This is a genomic window from Aquabacterium sp., assembly GCF_036279675.1.
Lineage (GTDB): Bacteria > Pseudomonadota > Gammaproteobacteria > Burkholderiales > Burkholderiaceae_C > Aquabacterium.
This window is the reverse complement of record NZ_DASUIS010000038.1, coordinates 25,430-39,757: the sequence shown is the minus strand read 5'-3', so window position 1 is coordinate 39,757 and position 14,328 is coordinate 25,430. Positions and strand designations below refer to the sequence as shown.

The window sequence follows — 14,328 nt, the reverse complement described above, 5'->3', positions numbered from 1 at the left end:
ATTCACCGCATGGCAGGCATCCACATCACCGACATCGAATCGGCCATCAACTGGTGGCGCGATCAGCGCCCTTCGCCTGATGGCATCAGCCTGTGCGAGGAAGTCAAGTCGCTGGCCGAGGTGTATGCGCTCATGGTCTATTACCGCGAGACGGTGTGCGATGACGTCACCATGCCCAAGGCCGCCCGTCAGGCCTGGCTCGCCTGGTACGACACCACCCCCGACACCCCGTGCATCGCGATTTGCTCGACCAGCCAGGGTGATGACATCTGCAAGGGCTGCGGCCGCACTTTTGACGAGGTGCAACTGTGGCCCGAGATGACGCCGTTCGAAAAGCGGGCCACCTGGCGCCGCATCACGCTGGAAGCCACGTCCTGGCGCTTCAACCGTTATGCCGAGCGTGCCCGTGAGGGCGCTGATGCTGCCACCCAGGCCGCATCCGCATCCGCAACTGCAGCCCCGGGCGACGCTTCATCCCCAGAGCAAGCCCGCTGAGGACAGTCAACCCGCAGGTCGTCGCAACGGGCTTGCCCGCAGGCAGGCCTCGGTCACAATCACAGCCCATGGCATCGTCTGAACGTGCTTTGGCATCTCCTTCATCCTTCAATTCGTTTCGGGCGTTCGGGCAGCGTGGCGTGATGGCCCTGCTGGCCAGCGCGGCCGTGGGCGTGTTGATGGGGATGGTTCGCGGGCAGATGTGGATCGGTTTCCTGGATTCGCTCTGTGTGGGCGTGGCCTGCTGGTTCCATGTGGACGTGAGCCGGGCCATCGTGTCGGGCTGGCGCTGGCGTCGCATGGGCCTCGATGCCCGGCAGGCCGAGCCCGCACCAGACGGCACCATGCCCCACTGGCCGGGCTGGCGCTGGATGGGGCCGTGCGTGGTGCTGGGCACCTTGGCGGGCATGTGGACGGGTGCCTGGCTGGCGCAATGGCTGGCGCTCGGCATGGGCTGGTTGCCAGGCTACCGCAGTGCCATGACCCAAAGCCAGGCGGCCTGGCCTGTGGCTGCCATGGTGACCTTGGGCGTGACCCTGGCGGTCAGCTATGTCTTCTATGCCCGCGAGCGGGTGGCCCTGAGCCTGAAAGAGGCTGAAGCCGCACGCCGCCTGGCGGCAGAAAGCCAGTTGCGTTTGCTGCAGGCCCAACTGGAGCCGCACATGCTGTTCAACACCCTGGCCAATCTGCGCGTGTTGATCCAGATGGACGCGGCCAGAGCCCAGGCCATGCTCGACAGCCTGATCAGCTTCCTGCGTGCCACCTTGAGCGCCAGCAGGCAGGCCGCTCACCCTTTGTCCGACGAGTTCGATCGCGTGTCGGACTACCTCGCCTTGATGCAGGTCCGCATGGGCGCCCGGTTGCGCGTTCAATTGACGCTGCCTGACGGCTTGCGCGGCTGCATGGTGCCGCCACTGCTCTTGCAACCCCTGGTTGAAAACGCCATTCAGCATGGCCTGGAGCCCAAGCTGGACGGCGGCGAGTTGCGGGTGGAAGCCAGCCGCCATGGCAGCCAGTTGCAGGTGACCGTGCTGGACACAGGGCTGGGCCGGGCTGCCGGCGAATCTGCATCAGCCCGCCCTGGCACGGGCTTCGGCCTGCAGCAAGTCAGGGAGCGGCTGGCGGTGACCTGGGGCGATGCCGCCTCGCTGCAACTCGCAGACCGCCCTGAAGGCGGCACGGTCGTGACCTTGAGCTGCCCCTGTTCATTACCCTTGGAGCACACACCGGCATGAAAGCCACCGCCCTGATTGCCGAAGACGAACCCTTGCTGGCCGCCTCGCTGCGCCAGGAGCTCCAGCAACTCTGGCCTGATCTGCAGGTGCTGGCAGAGGTGCCGGATGGTCAATCCGCCGTGCAGGAGACCCTGCAGAAGCGGCCGCAGATCGTGTTTCTGGACATCCGCATGCCGGGCATGAGCGGGCTGGAGGCGGCCCAGGCCATCGCGGAAGACTGGCCTGGCCACGAGGCCTCGCTGCCGCTGATCGTGTTCGTGACGGCCTACGATCAGCACGCGCTGGATGCCTTCGAGCTCGCCGCCGTGGACTATGTGCTCAAGCCGGTGCAGACATCACGCCTGGCGCGCACCTGTCAGCGCCTGCAACTCGCCTTGAAACGCCAGGAAGAGGGCGATGCAGCTGAGCCCATGATGGCCCCGATCATCTCCCAGTTGCGCGCCTTGATTCAGGCCGAGCGGCCCCGCGCCGACGAGGGCAGCATGCGGCCACCATTGCGCGTGCTGCAAGCCAGCCAGGGCCAGACCCTGCACATGATTCCGGTTGACGAGGTGATCTACTTCGAGGCGGCAGACAAGTACGTGCGCGTGGTCACGGCGCAGTCAGAGCACCTGCTGCGCATGTCGCTCAAGGAGCTGGCGCCGCGCTTGCCCGCAGACCAGTTCTGGCAGATCCACCGCAGCACCCTGGTGAGGGCTGATGCCATTGCGACCGCGCGCCGGGAGGAAACGGGCCGCTATACCTTGACGCTCAAGGATCTCGCGGACAAGCTGACCGTCAGCCGCCTGTACGCGCATCTGTTCAAGGCCATGTGAGGCCCAGGCGCTTTGGCGCGCCGCTGGCCGTAGATCAAATCGTGCGGGTCTGACGCTCGCCCTGTGTGGTGCCCGATGGCTTGCCCTTCAGTGCTTTGGCAATGAAAGGCCAGATATAGGTCAGGAAGGTCTTGAGGTCGGCGCGCGCGATGCAGGGCAGTTCGGTGCCGCGCTGCCAGGTCGGGTTGCGTTGTTCAAAGAAGGCGATGTCCGGGTCGGCACGCATGTCGTCGGTGATGGCCGCCACATGGTCCTTCAGGCAATTGGCGCCTTCGCCAAAGTCCAGCAGCATCTTGTCGTGATCCAGCTTGCCGGGGAACATGGCTTCGCAGTATTCGATCACCAGTTCCTGCAGATCCGTTGACGCCGTGCCGCCGCGCTTGGGGTAGAAATCCGGGAAGTTGCGCGCCAGCAGCAGATAGGTCTTGTAGCCTTTGGAGATCAGCGTCCAGTACTGCGGCGTCAGAGGTGACTTGATGGCCTCCCAGAACAGCTTGAACGCAAACGCCTTTTGCAAAGAACGCGAGCCCCAGTAGTTGCGGTCGATGATGGTGTCGCCGCTGAACAGGCCTTTGGCTTTCTTGCCACCCAGCTTGAAGGTGTAGATGCCCAGCGTCGAGAAGCCCACGATTTCCTGCGTGGCTTTGTGGCGCACGATGAAGGCGCCGTCCTTCTTCTCCAGATCGCTGATGAAGGTCGACAGCGGGCTGTAGGCGTAGTTCGCCTCGAACAGCTCGTGCATGCGGGCGATGTCCACGACACTCAGGGTGTTGACCTTCTGGTAGCGGGTGGTGAGCATGGTGACGACTTTCGGGTGGCGTTTGACGTTGTCTATGGGCTCGATTCTTTCGTTTGCCCATCACCCCACCCGAGAGGGGCAACCCTTGCGTTTGGCCCCAACCATTCAAATGGGGGGTGTTTGAAACGGTGATATTTCTCCTATGTACAACGTCGAACGTTTGTTTGAAGTGGGGGTTTGGCGCCGGCTGGTCTTGTTGACGAGTTTGGGCGCCATGCCCGTAAATGGCTCTGCCGACACGGATTGATGTCCTCCGTCGGTCACTCAGGCAAGGGGGTCGATAGAATCGAGGCATGAACGCGCCTATTGACGACAACACCCCCTCGAAACCCAGCAATTTCCTTCGCGGCATCATTGACCGCGATCTGGAGCAGGGCACCTATGCCAGCCGCCGTTGGGCCGGCTCGCCCGGTGATGCCGCTCACCACGAACAGGGCCAGCCAGACCCCGCCAAAATCCGCACCCGCTTCCCGCCGGAGCCCAACGGCTACCTGCACGTGGGCCATGCCAAGAGCATCTGCCTGAACTTCGGCCTGGCGCGCGACTACGGTGGCGTGTGCCACATGCGCTTTGACGACACCAATCCTGAGAAGGAAGAGCAGGAATACGTCGACTCCATCCTGGACGCCGTCAAGTGGCTGGGCTTTGGATGGGACTCGAACTTCAACGGCAAGGCAGAAAGCCACCTGTACTACGCCAGCAACTACTTCGACCACATGTACCGCGCCGCCGAGTACCTGATCGAAGCCGGCCTGGCCTATGTGGACGAGCAGACGCCTGAAGAGATGCGCGCCAACCGCGGCGACTTCTCCACCCCCGGCAAGGACAGCCCCTTCCGCACACGCACCCCGCAGGAGAACCTGACTCGTTTCCGCGAAATGCGCGACGGCCAGCACCCGGACGGCAGCATGGTGCTGCGCGCCAAGATCGACATGGCCGCGCCCAACATCAACATGCGCGACCCGGCCATCTACCGCATCCGCCGTGCCACCCACCACAACACGGGCGACAAGTGGTGCATCTACCCGATGTACACCTTCGCGCACCCCATCGAAGACGCGCTGGAGCAGATCACCCACTCGATCTGCACGCTCGAGTTCGAAGACCAACGCCCCTTCTACGACTGGCTGGTGGACCGTCTGGCCGAAGGCGGCCTGCTCAAGCAGCCCACGCCACGTCAGTACGAATTCGCGCGCCTGAACCTGACCTATGTGATCACCTCCAAGCGCAAGCTCAAGCAACTGGTGGACGAGAACGTGGTGGAAGGGTGGGACGATCCCCGCATGCCGACCATCGTGGGCCTGCGCCGCCGTGGCTACACGCCCGAAGCCATCCAGCTGTTCTGCGAGCGCATCGGCGTCAGCAAGGCCGACAGCTGGATCGACTACAGCACCCTGGACATCGCCCTGCGCGATGACCTGGAGCACAAGGCCCACCGCGGCATGGCCGTGCTGGACCCGGTCAAGCTCGTGCTCACCAACTGGGACGAGGTGATGGGGGCCGGCCACCTGGAGCCCTGCTCGCTGCCCGCACTGCCTCATCCACCGGAAGGCACGCCCGAGCCTGCACCACGCCAGTTCAAACTGGGCCGTGAAGTGTGGATCGAGCGCGAGGACTTTGAAGAAGTGCCACCCAAGGGCTACAAGCGCCTGTTCCCTGGCAACAAGGTGCGCCTCAAGGGCGGCTATGTCATCGAGTGCACCGGTTGCGTGAAGGATGCCAATGGTCAGGTCACCGAAGTGCTGGCCACCGTGGTGCCCGACACCAAGAGCGGCACGCCTGGCGCGGACAGCGTCAAGGTCAAGGCGGCGATCACCTGGGTGGGCGTGGCAGACGGTGTGGCCGCTGAAGTGCGTCTGTACGACCGCCTGTTCACGGATGCGCATCCCGATGCCGGCGGCAAGGACTTCAAGGCCAGCTTGAACCCCGACAGCAAGAAGGTGGTGACGGCTTACGTTGAGCCTTCGCTGGCGCAGGCTCAGCCTGACCAGAAGTTCCAGTTCGAGCGCTTTGGTTATTTTGTGGCCGACCGCAAGGACCATGCAGCAGGCAAGCCCGTGTTCAACAAGATCACGGGCATGAAGGACGGCAACTGGGCGAAGTAAGTACCCGCTGAAGCCTGGCTGGCCACGCGCATGCATCGCCACTTCATCCGCTACGCGCTGATTCTGGCGGGGTGGGTGTCGCTGGGGCTGGCCGTGCTGGGCGCCATCCTGCCGGGCTTGCCCACCACGCCGTTCGTGTTGCTGGCGGCAGCCTGCTTTGCCAAGGGCTCGCCCCGCTGGCACGCCTGGTTGTTGTCCAACCGCTGGCTGGGGCCGATGGTGAGGGACTGGGAAGCGCACCATGCGCTGCCCCTGAAAGTGAAGTGGCTGGCCAGCGGGATGATGACCCTCATGGTCGGTCTGTCGGCCTGGCGCCTGGCAGGCAGGCCAGGCTTGCAGGTGCTGATCCTGAGCCTGGCCCTCATCGGGCTGGTCGTCGTCTGGCGCATTCCGACGAGGCGCTGACCGTCAGTCCAATCAGCGCTTCAACGCGCTCAAGCCTGGCGACTCAGCGGGACGGCGGGAAAGTCCACCGGCACGGCGAAGGCCACGTTCACGTAGTTGGTGAACAGGTTCAGCGCCACATGCGCCAGGATCTCGACGATCTGCCCATCGCTGAAGCCCACCTCGCGCAGTGCCTGCACGTCATGATCGGCCACCTGGCCACGGTCGTTGACCAGCTTGAGGGCAAAGCGCAAGGCCGCTGCGGTGCGCGGGTTGGCCGATTCGCCCTGTTGCGCGGCCTGCATGTCCTGCGATGACACGCCGGCCTTGCGGCCCAGGGCCGTGTGCGCAGCCAGACAGTATTCGCAGGCATTGCGGTCCGCGACGGCCACCGCAATCTGCTCGCCCAGTTGTGCATCAATGCTGCCGCCACCCAGGGCGCCAAACGAGCCCCACATGCTTTGCAGTGCGGCGGGCGAGTTCGACACGGCCTTGAACATATTGGGCACGGTGCCAAAGGCTTGCTGGATCTGCTGGAGCAGGGCCTGGCTCTGGGCAGGGGCTTGGGCGGTGTGGTGCAGTGGGAGTCGAGACATGGTGTTTCCTTTCCTTGGCTGAATGCCTGTTGATGCCCTGGTGGGCGTGAGCACATCGGTGTGCTGAAGGAAAGTGTCGCGTCCTTGCTTGTATCATGGGGTTCATTTCGTCCACAAAACAAACCATATCGTCCATGATGGAGCCTGCTGCAACGCCTGCGCTGGATCGCCTGTCTTCGCTGCTGGAGCGATTCAGCGTGCGGGCACATCTGTTTCACAACGGGCCCTTGTGTGGCGTCACGCACTTTGCGGCAGAGCCCGGCCTGGGCTTTCTGCACGTGATGCGCCGTGGCACCATGACCGTGACGCACAAGGCTCGCAGCGGGGCGCCACGCAAGGTGCAGGTGAACGAGCCCGCCTTGATCTTCTATCCGAGGCCGCTGGCGCATGACTTTCACAACGCACCCGAAGAAGGCAGTGACTTCACCTGCGCGACCCTGGCTTTTGACGGCGGGGCCATGCATCCCCTGGCCCGCTCCTTGCCGCCCTTGCTGATCCTGCCCTTGTCGCAGATGGGCGAGATGAGCCACACGCTGGCCTTGCTGTTCGGCGAGTCCGAGCGCGTGCGCTGCGGGCAACGATTGCTGGCAGACCGCCTGTTCGAGGTCCTGCTGCTGCAACTGTTGCGCTGGTTGCTGGATCACCCGCAGGAGGGCGGCGTCAGTGCGGGCTTGCTCAATGGCCTGTCGGAGCCCCGCCTGGCCAAGGCGCTGGTGGCCATGCAGGAACAGCCTGGACAGAACTGGTCGCTGGCCAGCATGGCCGCGTGTGCCGGCATGTCGCGTAGCGCCTTCGCGGCCTTGTTCAAGCAGGAGGTGGGTGACACCCCGGCTGACTACCTCACGCAGTGGCGCCTGAGCCTGGCCCAATCGCAGCTGCGTGCCGGGCGGTCCATCAAGCAGATTGCCGATGAACTGGGCTATGCCAATCCATCGGCGCTGTCACGTGTGTTCAGCCAGCGCGTGGGCATGTCACCGCGCGACTGGCTCAAGCAAACCAGCTGACTGGTCGCTGCATGCAACTGGCTTACAGCCCCTTGGCCTTGAGCCGCGCTGCCTGCTGCACATAGAAGGCCACCGGATCAGGCGCGCCCTTGCCGATCAGGCCCAGCACATGGTTGATCTCATCGAGGTGGTTCCAGGGGTAGTCGTCACGCAGGACCTTGCCCCAGTGCGCGGCGCAGACCGGCACCAGGCCGTCAGTGGCCACGCCCGGGGTGCTGCCACCCGCTTGCTTGAGGATGGCGTCGGAGATGTCCCAGCTGTTGGTGGCGGCCTGATTGCCAGTGACCGAGTAGAACAGGGTGTTGCCCACCTTCTCGGCGCCTTCGCCGCAATAGCTGGTGGGTTTGCCCGCCGGAAAGCGCGCATTGAAGGCGGCGGTGTTGGCGGCCCATGCTTGCAAGGCGACCGGGTCCTGCGGCAGCTTGCTGTTGCCCGAGGCCCAGCCGATCACGCTGCCCATGGCCGCCACCACCTTGCTGTAGTTGGTGAGCAGATCGCCCAGGGTGTTGTCGGCCTGCATGGCGGTGAGGTCGTGCGGAGAGCCAATCGAGGTGATGCTGGCCACCATGCCCGGGGCCACGCCGTGCACATAGCGCGCGGTGGGGCCACCCTGGCTGTGCGCAATCAGGTTGAACTTCGTGTAGCCCTTCGCCGCAGCCCAGTCTTTCATCTGCTTGAGCAATTGTTCGCCACGCACGTCGTTGTCATTGAACGATGACACGGACGCCACGAACACCGTGGCGCCGTTCTTGCGCAGTTCATCAGGCACTTGATAGAAGTAGTCGATCCCCATGATCGAGTCGAAGCCCGCCATGCCATGCACCAGCACGATGGGGTATTTCGTCTTCGCGGTGGTGGAGGTGGCGGCGTAGCAGGCCGAGGTGCTCAGGGCAGCCAACAAGGTGGCGGCCACGGAGGCCCAGCGAGAAAGCGATGAGATGGACATGATCTGACTCCAGGTAAATTGTTATGCGATATAACAATAATGAGTCAGTGAAATCCGGACGGCATCGGGACTTGTACCGAGGCGCGTTCAATCAAGGGGGATGAGGTGGCGCACACGCTGGCGCCGATTCAGTGCCGCGCGAGTCAGTCCCAGCCTCAGCCGCAGCCGCGTCCGGTGACGCGGCCTTGTCGGCTCGTCTATCGCTCACACATCATGCTGCCACCGTCGGGATCATGCCGCAGCTTTCTTGGCGGCGGGCTTGCGGGGGCGGCGCGAGCGGGACGAGCTTTTGCGCGCGGCTGGGGCTTCGTCGGACGAGGCCTCGGTTTGCGCTGAAGCGGGGGCTTGAGCAGTTGCCGGAGCGCTTTGTTGCTCGCTGTTCTGCGTCTTCGCTGGTGTGCCCTTGCGCTCGGAGTTCCTGCCACGAGCGGGTGCCGGCGCGGGAGCGGGCTCTGCGGGCGAGGCGACAGGTGCCGGTGCCGGCGTGGCTTGCACTTCTTGCTGCTGGTCCGCAGACGTTGATGCGGCCTCCTTGCGGCGGCTCGTCTTGCGCGCTGCATTCTTGGCCGCTGGCTGGCGGCCACCGCTGCGTTGGCGACCACGCTGACGTGTGGGCTGGCCTTCGTCTTCCGCGGCTGGCGCCTGGCCCTCTGCATCGGCCTGAGATGCGGGCGCGGCATCCGCATCCTGTGCATGGTGGTGCGCTGCTGGCTTGGGTGCGTCCAGCACGTCGGCAGGCACGGCCGCATTCACCGTGGATGGTTCAAGGCGAGGTGCCGCATTGCCTGTGCCTCGCGACACATAGGCACCGGATTTTTCATCGCGACCGAACTCCAGCAAACCACGCTGCTGGGCATCTTCCAGCAGATTGCCGAAGGTGCGGAAGCCGTAGTAGTTCTCGTTGAAGCCGGGGTTGCGGCGCTTGATGGCTTCCTTGAGCACCGAGGCCCAGACGCGGCCACCTTCGTCGCGGTCGGTGACGAGCGCTTCGTAGGTCTCTGCGGCCATCTCGACGGCCTTGGTGCGGCGCAGGTCCATCTCTTCGCGGCGACGGCGGTCTTCCTCAGGCGTACGGCGCTGCTGGGGCTGGTCGCGGTTGCCCTGGCGTGCGGCCTGGCGCTGGCTTTCGCGCACCAGGTCGTCATAGAAGATGAATTCGTCGCAGTTGGCGATCAGCAGGTCGGAGGTGGAGTTCTTCACGCCCACGCCGATCACGTACTTGGCGTTTTCGCGCAGCTTGGATACCAGCGGCGAAAAATCGGAGTCACCCGAGATGATCACGAAGGTGTTGACGTGGGACTTGGTGTAGCAGAGGTCCAGTGCGTCCACCACCAGGCGGATGTCGGCCGAGTTCTTGCCGGACTGCCGCACATGCGGGATCTCGATCAGCTCGAAGTTGGCCTCGTGCATGGCGGCCTTGAAGCCTTTGTAGCGCTCCCAGTCGCAATAGGCCTTCTTGACCACGATGCTGCCTTTGAGCAGCAGGCGCTCCAGCACGCGCTTGATGTCGAACTTCTCGTAGTTGGCGTCGCGCACGCCGAGGGCGACGTTTTCGAAGTCGCAAAACAGCGCCATGCTGATGTTGTCTTGGGGGAGGGCCATGTTGTTCTCTTTGGTCTTTGTGGGGCGAATCATCACATGCCCGGAGCCCAAGTTGGCGCCTTCAGCGATCAAAACGCATAGTTGCTGTTCTTCGGGTCGAAATCGGCGTCGGTGAAGGTGGCGGGCACGACCTTGTCAAAGCTGATGCGTTCGATCATCTCGCCGCGTTCGTTCCACGATTCGATCATGCGCACCCAGGGTTGCTGGAGGTTCACATAGACCTTGGACTTGGCTGCATAGGCACCCGTCATACCGGCGGGTGTCACCCAGGTCAGGGCAACGGTGCGCTCACCGTTGATCCGGGCCACCTCGATCTGATTGGGGGCCGTGGGCAGGCCTTCCTTGAGGCGCATCTTGTAGCTGTCAACGAGGATGGCCACCACGGACTGCATGCCCAGATCACGCACGGTGTGATTGGAGTTGCCCTTGGCCATGGCGCCGTCAATGGCCGTCCACATCGAGGTGACATTGAACAGCCCACCCAGGTGCCCATAGCTGGCGTCCTTGCGCCTGGTCTCGTCGTAGATGATTTCCTGGCCGGACTTCGGGCTGTCCTTGAGCCACTTCATGTAGACCTGACGGGGCTTGTGGCGGTATTTGATGTAGTTGACGAAGGGCTGGCTGGTCCATGTGCCACCCAGACGCTCTTCGCGCTTCATCCACAACTCGTACTCGTTGAGTGGCTTGAGACCCACATCCAGATAGCCGGAGTAGGTCTGCGGGGCGAGCTGGGTGAAGGTCTTGATCAGTTGCTCGTCGCTCATGGCCTGCAGGGTGCCGGCCTTGAACTTCTGGACAAATGCTTCGGACTCCTCCATGCTGGCCTCGGCGCCATGCGCGGACGCAGTGGTCGTTGCCGACGTGGTGGCTGCCCATGCGCTCAAGGGCGCCGTCGCGAGCGCGCTGCACGCCACAGCCAGGCTGCACAGGGCGCGAGATGGAACACGGCTTGGCTTCATGGCGACTCCTGCGAGCATGTCGATGGTGTTAGTATAAGGAAAGAAAAATTTCCTGATTGCAAGCATGCGCCGCTCATCCCGCAAACCAATGGTCGAGCCTGAGGCTGAACCTCGGGTGGCGCGGCGTGGTTACGGGGGGCGCAGTGCGCACGAACTGTTGTTGGAGCGACGCCAGCGTCTGATGGAAGCCGGCCTGACACTGTTTTGCACGCAGGGCTTCCAGCACACCCGCATTGATGCCATTTGCGCGGAGGCCAGGGTCACGCCGCGGCACTTCTACGAACAGTTCGACACCCGCGAGGCGCTCTTGCTGGCGATCTACGAGCAGGTGGTGGCGCATGCCCGCAGCCAGGTCCAAGCCGCGCTACAGACCCCTGGCTTGACGCCGTCCGAGCTGATCAACGAAGCCATTCGCGCCTTTGTGCGCGCCTACACGGACGACGCGCGCCACGCGCGGCTGGCCTGTGTCGAAGTGGTGGGGGTGAGTGCCGACATGGCCCGCCGTCGCCGCGAGGTCATCCACGAATTCGCGGGCCTGATCGAGGCTTATGCCCATGCCATGGCCCAGAGCGGCTTGCTGCCGAAACGGGATTACAGCCTGTCCTGCCTGGCCATGGTGGGCGCGGTCAACGAGCTGATGTGCGAGTGGCTCATGGGTGACACGCCGCCTTCCGTGGCCGCCTTGACTGACGAGCTGCTGTCGATGTTTGCGGCCCTGATCCTGGGGGCGCGAGCCTTGCTGCCAGAAGCCTGAACGGCCTCAGATCAGCCCGGCATCCACCAGGTATTGGCTGGGGCGCTGGCGGTCGCACAGGATGGTGAGACGCTGGCGGGCGCGCGTCATGCCCACATACAGCAGGTTGCGGTTGTCGGTGGTGTTGCCGCCGATGGCGAATTCGCCCTTGTTGAGCCCCGGCAGGATGACGTGATCGAACTCCAGACCCTTGGCCGCTTCGATGCTGGACAGCACGATGCAGTCCTTGCCGCGCATGCCCTGTTGCCTGATCTCGCGCTCGTTCATGGCGCGAAAGAAGGATTCGACATGGTCATACGTGGCCGCTGATGCAATCAGGCCCTGGATGTTGGCACTGACCTGCGCGATGTCGCTGCGTTGCACCATCACGCGTGCGGCCAGTGTCTGCGGCGACAGGGCCGCCACAAAGCGCTCCAGCAGCACATCCGTGGCATTGGTGCTGGCGATGTCGATGGCCGCTTCCAGTTGATGACGCGCGGCCTTGCCTGCATTGCGCAGGATCTGGTTCTCCAGGAACACCTCCACCAGTTCGGGCGTGTGCGCCACGCTCTTGATGGCCTCGTGCTGGTCCTTGGCGCGTTCTTCTGCCGTGTCCTGTGCGCTCTCGACATGGGAGCCCGCAAAGGTCAGCATGGCCTGCAGCACCCGCATGCGCGTCTCGATGCGCTCGATGCCGGCAAAGCTGTTGCGCGCGCAGGCGATGAGGCCACGCACGAACAGCACTTCGGGGCGCATCAGGTAGGTGTCGAAGCCGCTGGTGCGGTAGTCCACACCCTTGTCGAGCAGGTGGTTCTCCAGCGCCACGGATTGATGCGGCTGGCGCAGGAGGATGGCCAGGTCGCTTCGCGTGGCCTTGGGGCCCAAGCCAACGCCTTGCTGGATCAGCTCGATGATGTGCCGGTGCGCATCCCGGATGTCGTCATAGCCGACCACCTGGATGTCGGTGGCCATGCTGCTCAGCGAGTCATAGCGCTTGTTCGACAGCCTGCTGACCGATGCCGCCAGCCTGGCGCCGAATCGGTACGAGGCCGTCAGCGGCAGTCTCTCGGCCTGGCCGATCTCGCGATCGAAGGTGTCGCCCATGAAGCCGGCATCGGCCCCCGCGACTGCGTGGATGACCTGATCCCGGTCGCCTACCCCCACAAAAGCCGTTTGCGGGTTCTGAAGCAACAGATGGCGCAACACCGTGAACATGGCCCGGTTGGTGTCATGCATCTCATCGACCAGGATCAGATGCAGGCCCATGGCCAGAGGTTGCGGCAGGTCCACGAAGGCTTCGTCATCCAGCAGCAGGCAGGCCAGGTCGTAGGTGGCGTCATGCAGGGCGCGAAACGCCGGGTGATCCGGGTGGCCGCCACGTCGCAGGATCTCGTAGGCCCAGAAGGCCCGCAACGTCAGGTAATCGAAGCCCAGTTCGTTGGCCAGATCAGGCGTGAGCACCTGCTCACCGGCTTCCAGGAACCACTGCAAGGTGCCTTTGAGCCGTGCAAAAGCCTGCAGCAAGCCCTCGACCATGGCCTCGCCGCTGCCATCGACGGCGAACTCGTCCGCATGCCGTTCGTCCGGGTTGGACATCACGCGCTCGATGGCTTGCAGCACGTAGGGCTTGAGCTGTTCGGGTGTGTCGTAGTGATGCACGTTGCCGCCTTCGACATGCTGCAGGCGGGCGCGACAGAAGTCATCGAAGGTGCGGATCTTGATGCGGTTGCGCATGGCGGCCGGCAGGCCGATGCGCTCCAGCGCCTGTTTCATGGCCTGTACGGCGGCATCCGTGTAGGTGAGGGCGAGGATGCGCTCCGGTTCCGCGCCGCGCTCGAGCGCCTGGGCCAGGCGCAAGGCCAGCGTGGTGGTCTTGGCCGCGCCCGCATTGGCCTCCACGATCACGCGTTTGTGCCGACCCAACTGGATGGCCAGTTGTTCGGCTGTGGGCACGATGCCCTTGGGTTGATAGCAGGTGTCAGCCATGGACGCCATTCAACTGGCTCAACGCACCGATGGGATGCGTATGTTGCCACTGCGACAAGACGTGCTCACGCCCTTGCCGCAGGCCATGGCCTTCAGGTCCTTGCTCATGCACACGCGCACTTCAGACAACTCCGGCCCGCTGCAACTCACGGCCACACTGTTGGCGGGCAGCGTGGGGTTGGCTTGCTGGATGGCCGAGGCAATGGCCTTGGCCGGCATGAACAGGGGCTTGACCGGGGCTTGCATGGATGAGGGCACGTGGATGCTGGCCAGGGCCTGGTCCGCCGTCTTGAAGTAGGCCAGTGCACTCAGGCCGCTGCAGGTGCCGTGCTTGTCCCACTCGTGCCGGATCAGCGATGGGCTGGGAAACAGGCTGACGCCGTAGATGATGGCGTCGCGGCTCAAGGTTTCGGTCGTCTGGCAGAACTGAGGGTAGCCACCAGCCTTGTACTGCGGCCACAGTCCGTGCAGGACAAAGCCATAGCCTTTGCCACACTGGTTCTTGTCCTGGCTGTGCATCAGGCAGTAGGTGGGTGACCACGACAGGCTCAGCACGTAGTAGTCGAAGGGCTTGCTGCCTGCCGCTTGTGCGGTGCCAGCAAAGGTCAGCGCGATGGCCATGCTCAGCATGCGGATCACGGAAAGGATGGGCGTGTGCATGGGGGCTCC

The 14,328-nt window shown here is 63.9% G+C and carries 14 protein-coding genes; 7 read left to right on the top strand and 7 right to left on the bottom strand.

What is annotated here, in order from left to right:
- Nucleotides 1-9: 9 nt before the first annotated feature.
- The 3 genes from VFW93_RS04070 to VFW93_RS04060 all read left to right on the top strand — a co-directional run bounded on the left by VFW93_RS04070 (nt 10) and on the right by VFW93_RS04060 (nt 2,545).
- Nucleotides 10-495 (top strand): DUF3717 domain-containing protein, encoded by a 486-nt coding sequence (locus tag VFW93_RS04070; protein WP_329692710.1) that lies wholly within the window; start codon nt 10-12, stop codon nt 493-495.
- 68 nt (nt 496-563) lie between these two features.
- The gene (locus tag VFW93_RS04065; RefSeq protein ID WP_329692709.1) at nt 564-1,730 is read left to right on the top strand and encodes a sensor histidine kinase; all 1,167 of its coding nucleotides are present in this window, start codon (nt 564-566) and stop codon (nt 1,728-1,730) included.
- Nucleotides 1,727-2,545 carry a LytTR family DNA-binding domain-containing protein gene (locus tag VFW93_RS04060; RefSeq protein ID WP_329692708.1) on the top strand — a complete coding sequence of 273 codons (819 nt, stop codon included), beginning with the start codon at nt 1,727-1,729 and terminating at the stop codon, nt 2,543-2,545. Before VFW93_RS04065 ends, VFW93_RS04060 begins: the two co-directional genes overlap by 4 nt.
- A 34-nt stretch (nt 2,546-2,579) precedes the next feature.
- On the opposite strand, the gene VFW93_RS04055 is transcribed toward VFW93_RS04060, so the two are convergent.
- Complete coding sequence (locus tag VFW93_RS04055) at nt 2,580-3,344, bottom strand: hypothetical protein (protein WP_329692707.1); 765 nt, start codon at nt 3,342-3,344, stop codon at nt 2,580-2,582.
- 293 nt (nt 3,345-3,637) lie between these two features.
- On the opposite strand from VFW93_RS04055, the gene VFW93_RS04050 reads away from it, so the two are divergent.
- Both VFW93_RS04050 and VFW93_RS04045 read left to right on the top strand, forming a co-directional pair.
- A complete protein-coding gene (locus tag VFW93_RS04050; protein ID WP_329692706.1) occupies nt 3,638-5,449 on the top strand; it encodes a glutamine--tRNA ligase/YqeY domain fusion protein in 1,812 nt (603 codons plus the stop codon).
- Between the two features lie 30 nt (nt 5,450-5,479).
- The gene (locus VFW93_RS04045; RefSeq protein ID WP_329692705.1) at nt 5,480-5,854 is read left to right on the top strand and encodes a YbaN family protein; all 375 of its coding nucleotides are present in this window, start codon (nt 5,480-5,482) and stop codon (nt 5,852-5,854) included.
- Between the two features lie 29 nt (nt 5,855-5,883).
- Here VFW93_RS04045 and VFW93_RS04040 read toward each other — a convergent pair whose 3' ends face one another.
- Nucleotides 5,884-6,429 carry a peroxidase-related enzyme gene (locus VFW93_RS04040; RefSeq protein ID WP_329692704.1) on the bottom strand — a complete coding sequence of 182 codons (546 nt, stop codon included), beginning with the start codon at nt 6,427-6,429 and terminating at the stop codon, nt 5,884-5,886.
- Between the two features lie 134 nt (nt 6,430-6,563).
- On the opposite strand from VFW93_RS04040, the gene VFW93_RS04035 reads away from it, so the two are divergent.
- Nucleotides 6,564-7,433 carry an AraC family transcriptional regulator gene (locus tag VFW93_RS04035; RefSeq protein WP_414639579.1) on the top strand — a complete coding sequence of 290 codons (870 nt, stop codon included), beginning with the start codon at nt 6,564-6,566 and terminating at the stop codon, nt 7,431-7,433.
- 22 nt (nt 7,434-7,455) lie between these two features.
- On the opposite strand, the gene VFW93_RS04030 is transcribed toward VFW93_RS04035, so the two are convergent.
- The 3 genes from VFW93_RS04030 to VFW93_RS04020 form a co-directional block, all read right to left on the bottom strand.
- On the bottom strand, nt 7,456-8,379 hold the full coding sequence (locus tag VFW93_RS04030; protein ID WP_329692703.1) for a triacylglycerol lipase: 924 nt from the start codon (nt 8,377-8,379) through the stop codon (nt 7,456-7,458).
- A 231-nt stretch (nt 8,380-8,610) separates the two neighbouring features.
- Nucleotides 8,611-9,981, bottom strand: coding sequence for an NYN domain-containing protein (locus tag VFW93_RS04025; protein WP_329692702.1), 1,371 nt, complete (start codon nt 9,979-9,981; stop codon nt 8,611-8,613).
- 68 nt (nt 9,982-10,049) lie between these two features.
- Nucleotides 10,050-10,940: a DUF1571 domain-containing protein gene (locus VFW93_RS04020; protein WP_329692701.1), complete on the bottom strand. Its 891-nt coding sequence runs from the start codon at nt 10,938-10,940 to the stop codon at nt 10,050-10,052.
- Nucleotides 10,941-11,004: 64 nt separating this feature from the next.
- On the opposite strand from VFW93_RS04020, the gene VFW93_RS04015 reads away from it, so the two are divergent.
- Nucleotides 11,005-11,694: a TetR/AcrR family transcriptional regulator gene (locus VFW93_RS04015; protein WP_329692700.1), complete on the top strand. Its 690-nt coding sequence runs from the start codon at nt 11,005-11,007 to the stop codon at nt 11,692-11,694.
- Between the two features lie 6 nt (nt 11,695-11,700).
- Here the strand turns inward: VFW93_RS04015 and VFW93_RS04010 are convergent, their stop codons facing one another.
- Together VFW93_RS04010 and VFW93_RS04005 are read right to left on the bottom strand one after the other, a co-directional pair.
- A complete protein-coding gene (locus VFW93_RS04010) occupies nt 11,701-13,659 on the bottom strand; it encodes an ATP-dependent helicase (RefSeq protein ID WP_329692699.1) in 1,959 nt (652 codons plus the stop codon).
- A gap of 18 nt (nt 13,660-13,677) precedes the next feature.
- Complete coding sequence (locus VFW93_RS04005; RefSeq protein WP_329692698.1) at nt 13,678-14,319, bottom strand: ribonuclease T2; 642 nt, start codon at nt 14,317-14,319, stop codon at nt 13,678-13,680.
- Nucleotides 14,320-14,328: the final 9 nt, after the last annotated feature.

What these genes read in the sequence shown, in the direction of transcription:
- VFW93_RS04070 (WP_329692710.1), top strand. Translation starts at nt 10, where the DNA reads ATGGCAGGCATCCACATCACCGACATCGAATCGGCCATCAACTGGTGG.
- VFW93_RS04065 (WP_329692709.1), top strand. Translation starts at nt 564, where the DNA reads ATGGCATCGTCTGAACGTGCTTTGGCATCTCCTTCATCCTTCAATTCG.
- VFW93_RS04060 (WP_329692708.1), top strand. Translation starts at nt 1,727, where the DNA reads ATGAAAGCCACCGCCCTGATTGCCGAAGACGAACCCTTGCTGGCCGCC.
- VFW93_RS04055 (WP_329692707.1), bottom strand. Translation starts at nt 3,344, where the DNA reads ATGCTCACCACCCGCTACCAGAAGGTCAACACCCTGAGTGTCGTGGAC.
- VFW93_RS04050 (WP_329692706.1), top strand. Translation starts at nt 3,638, where the DNA reads ATGAACGCGCCTATTGACGACAACACCCCCTCGAAACCCAGCAATTTC.
- VFW93_RS04045 (WP_329692705.1), top strand. Translation starts at nt 5,480, where the DNA reads ATGCATCGCCACTTCATCCGCTACGCGCTGATTCTGGCGGGGTGGGTG.
- VFW93_RS04040 (WP_329692704.1), bottom strand. Translation starts at nt 6,429, where the DNA reads ATGTCTCGACTCCCACTGCACCACACCGCCCAAGCCCCTGCCCAGAGC.
- VFW93_RS04035 (WP_414639579.1), top strand. Translation starts at nt 6,564, where the DNA reads ATGATGGAGCCTGCTGCAACGCCTGCGCTGGATCGCCTGTCTTCGCTG.
- VFW93_RS04030 (WP_329692703.1), bottom strand. Translation starts at nt 8,379, where the DNA reads ATGTCCATCTCATCGCTTTCTCGCTGGGCCTCCGTGGCCGCCACCTTG.
- VFW93_RS04025 (WP_329692702.1), bottom strand. Translation starts at nt 9,981, where the DNA reads ATGGCCCTCCCCCAAGACAACATCAGCATGGCGCTGTTTTGCGACTTC.
- VFW93_RS04020 (WP_329692701.1), bottom strand. Translation starts at nt 10,940, where the DNA reads ATGAAGCCAAGCCGTGTTCCATCTCGCGCCCTGTGCAGCCTGGCTGTG.
- VFW93_RS04015 (WP_329692700.1), top strand. Translation starts at nt 11,005, where the DNA reads ATGCGCCGCTCATCCCGCAAACCAATGGTCGAGCCTGAGGCTGAACCT.
- VFW93_RS04010 (WP_329692699.1), bottom strand. Translation starts at nt 13,659, where the DNA reads ATGGCTGACACCTGCTATCAACCCAAGGGCATCGTGCCCACAGCCGAA.
- VFW93_RS04005 (WP_329692698.1), bottom strand. Translation starts at nt 14,319, where the DNA reads ATGCACACGCCCATCCTTTCCGTGATCCGCATGCTGAGCATGGCCATC.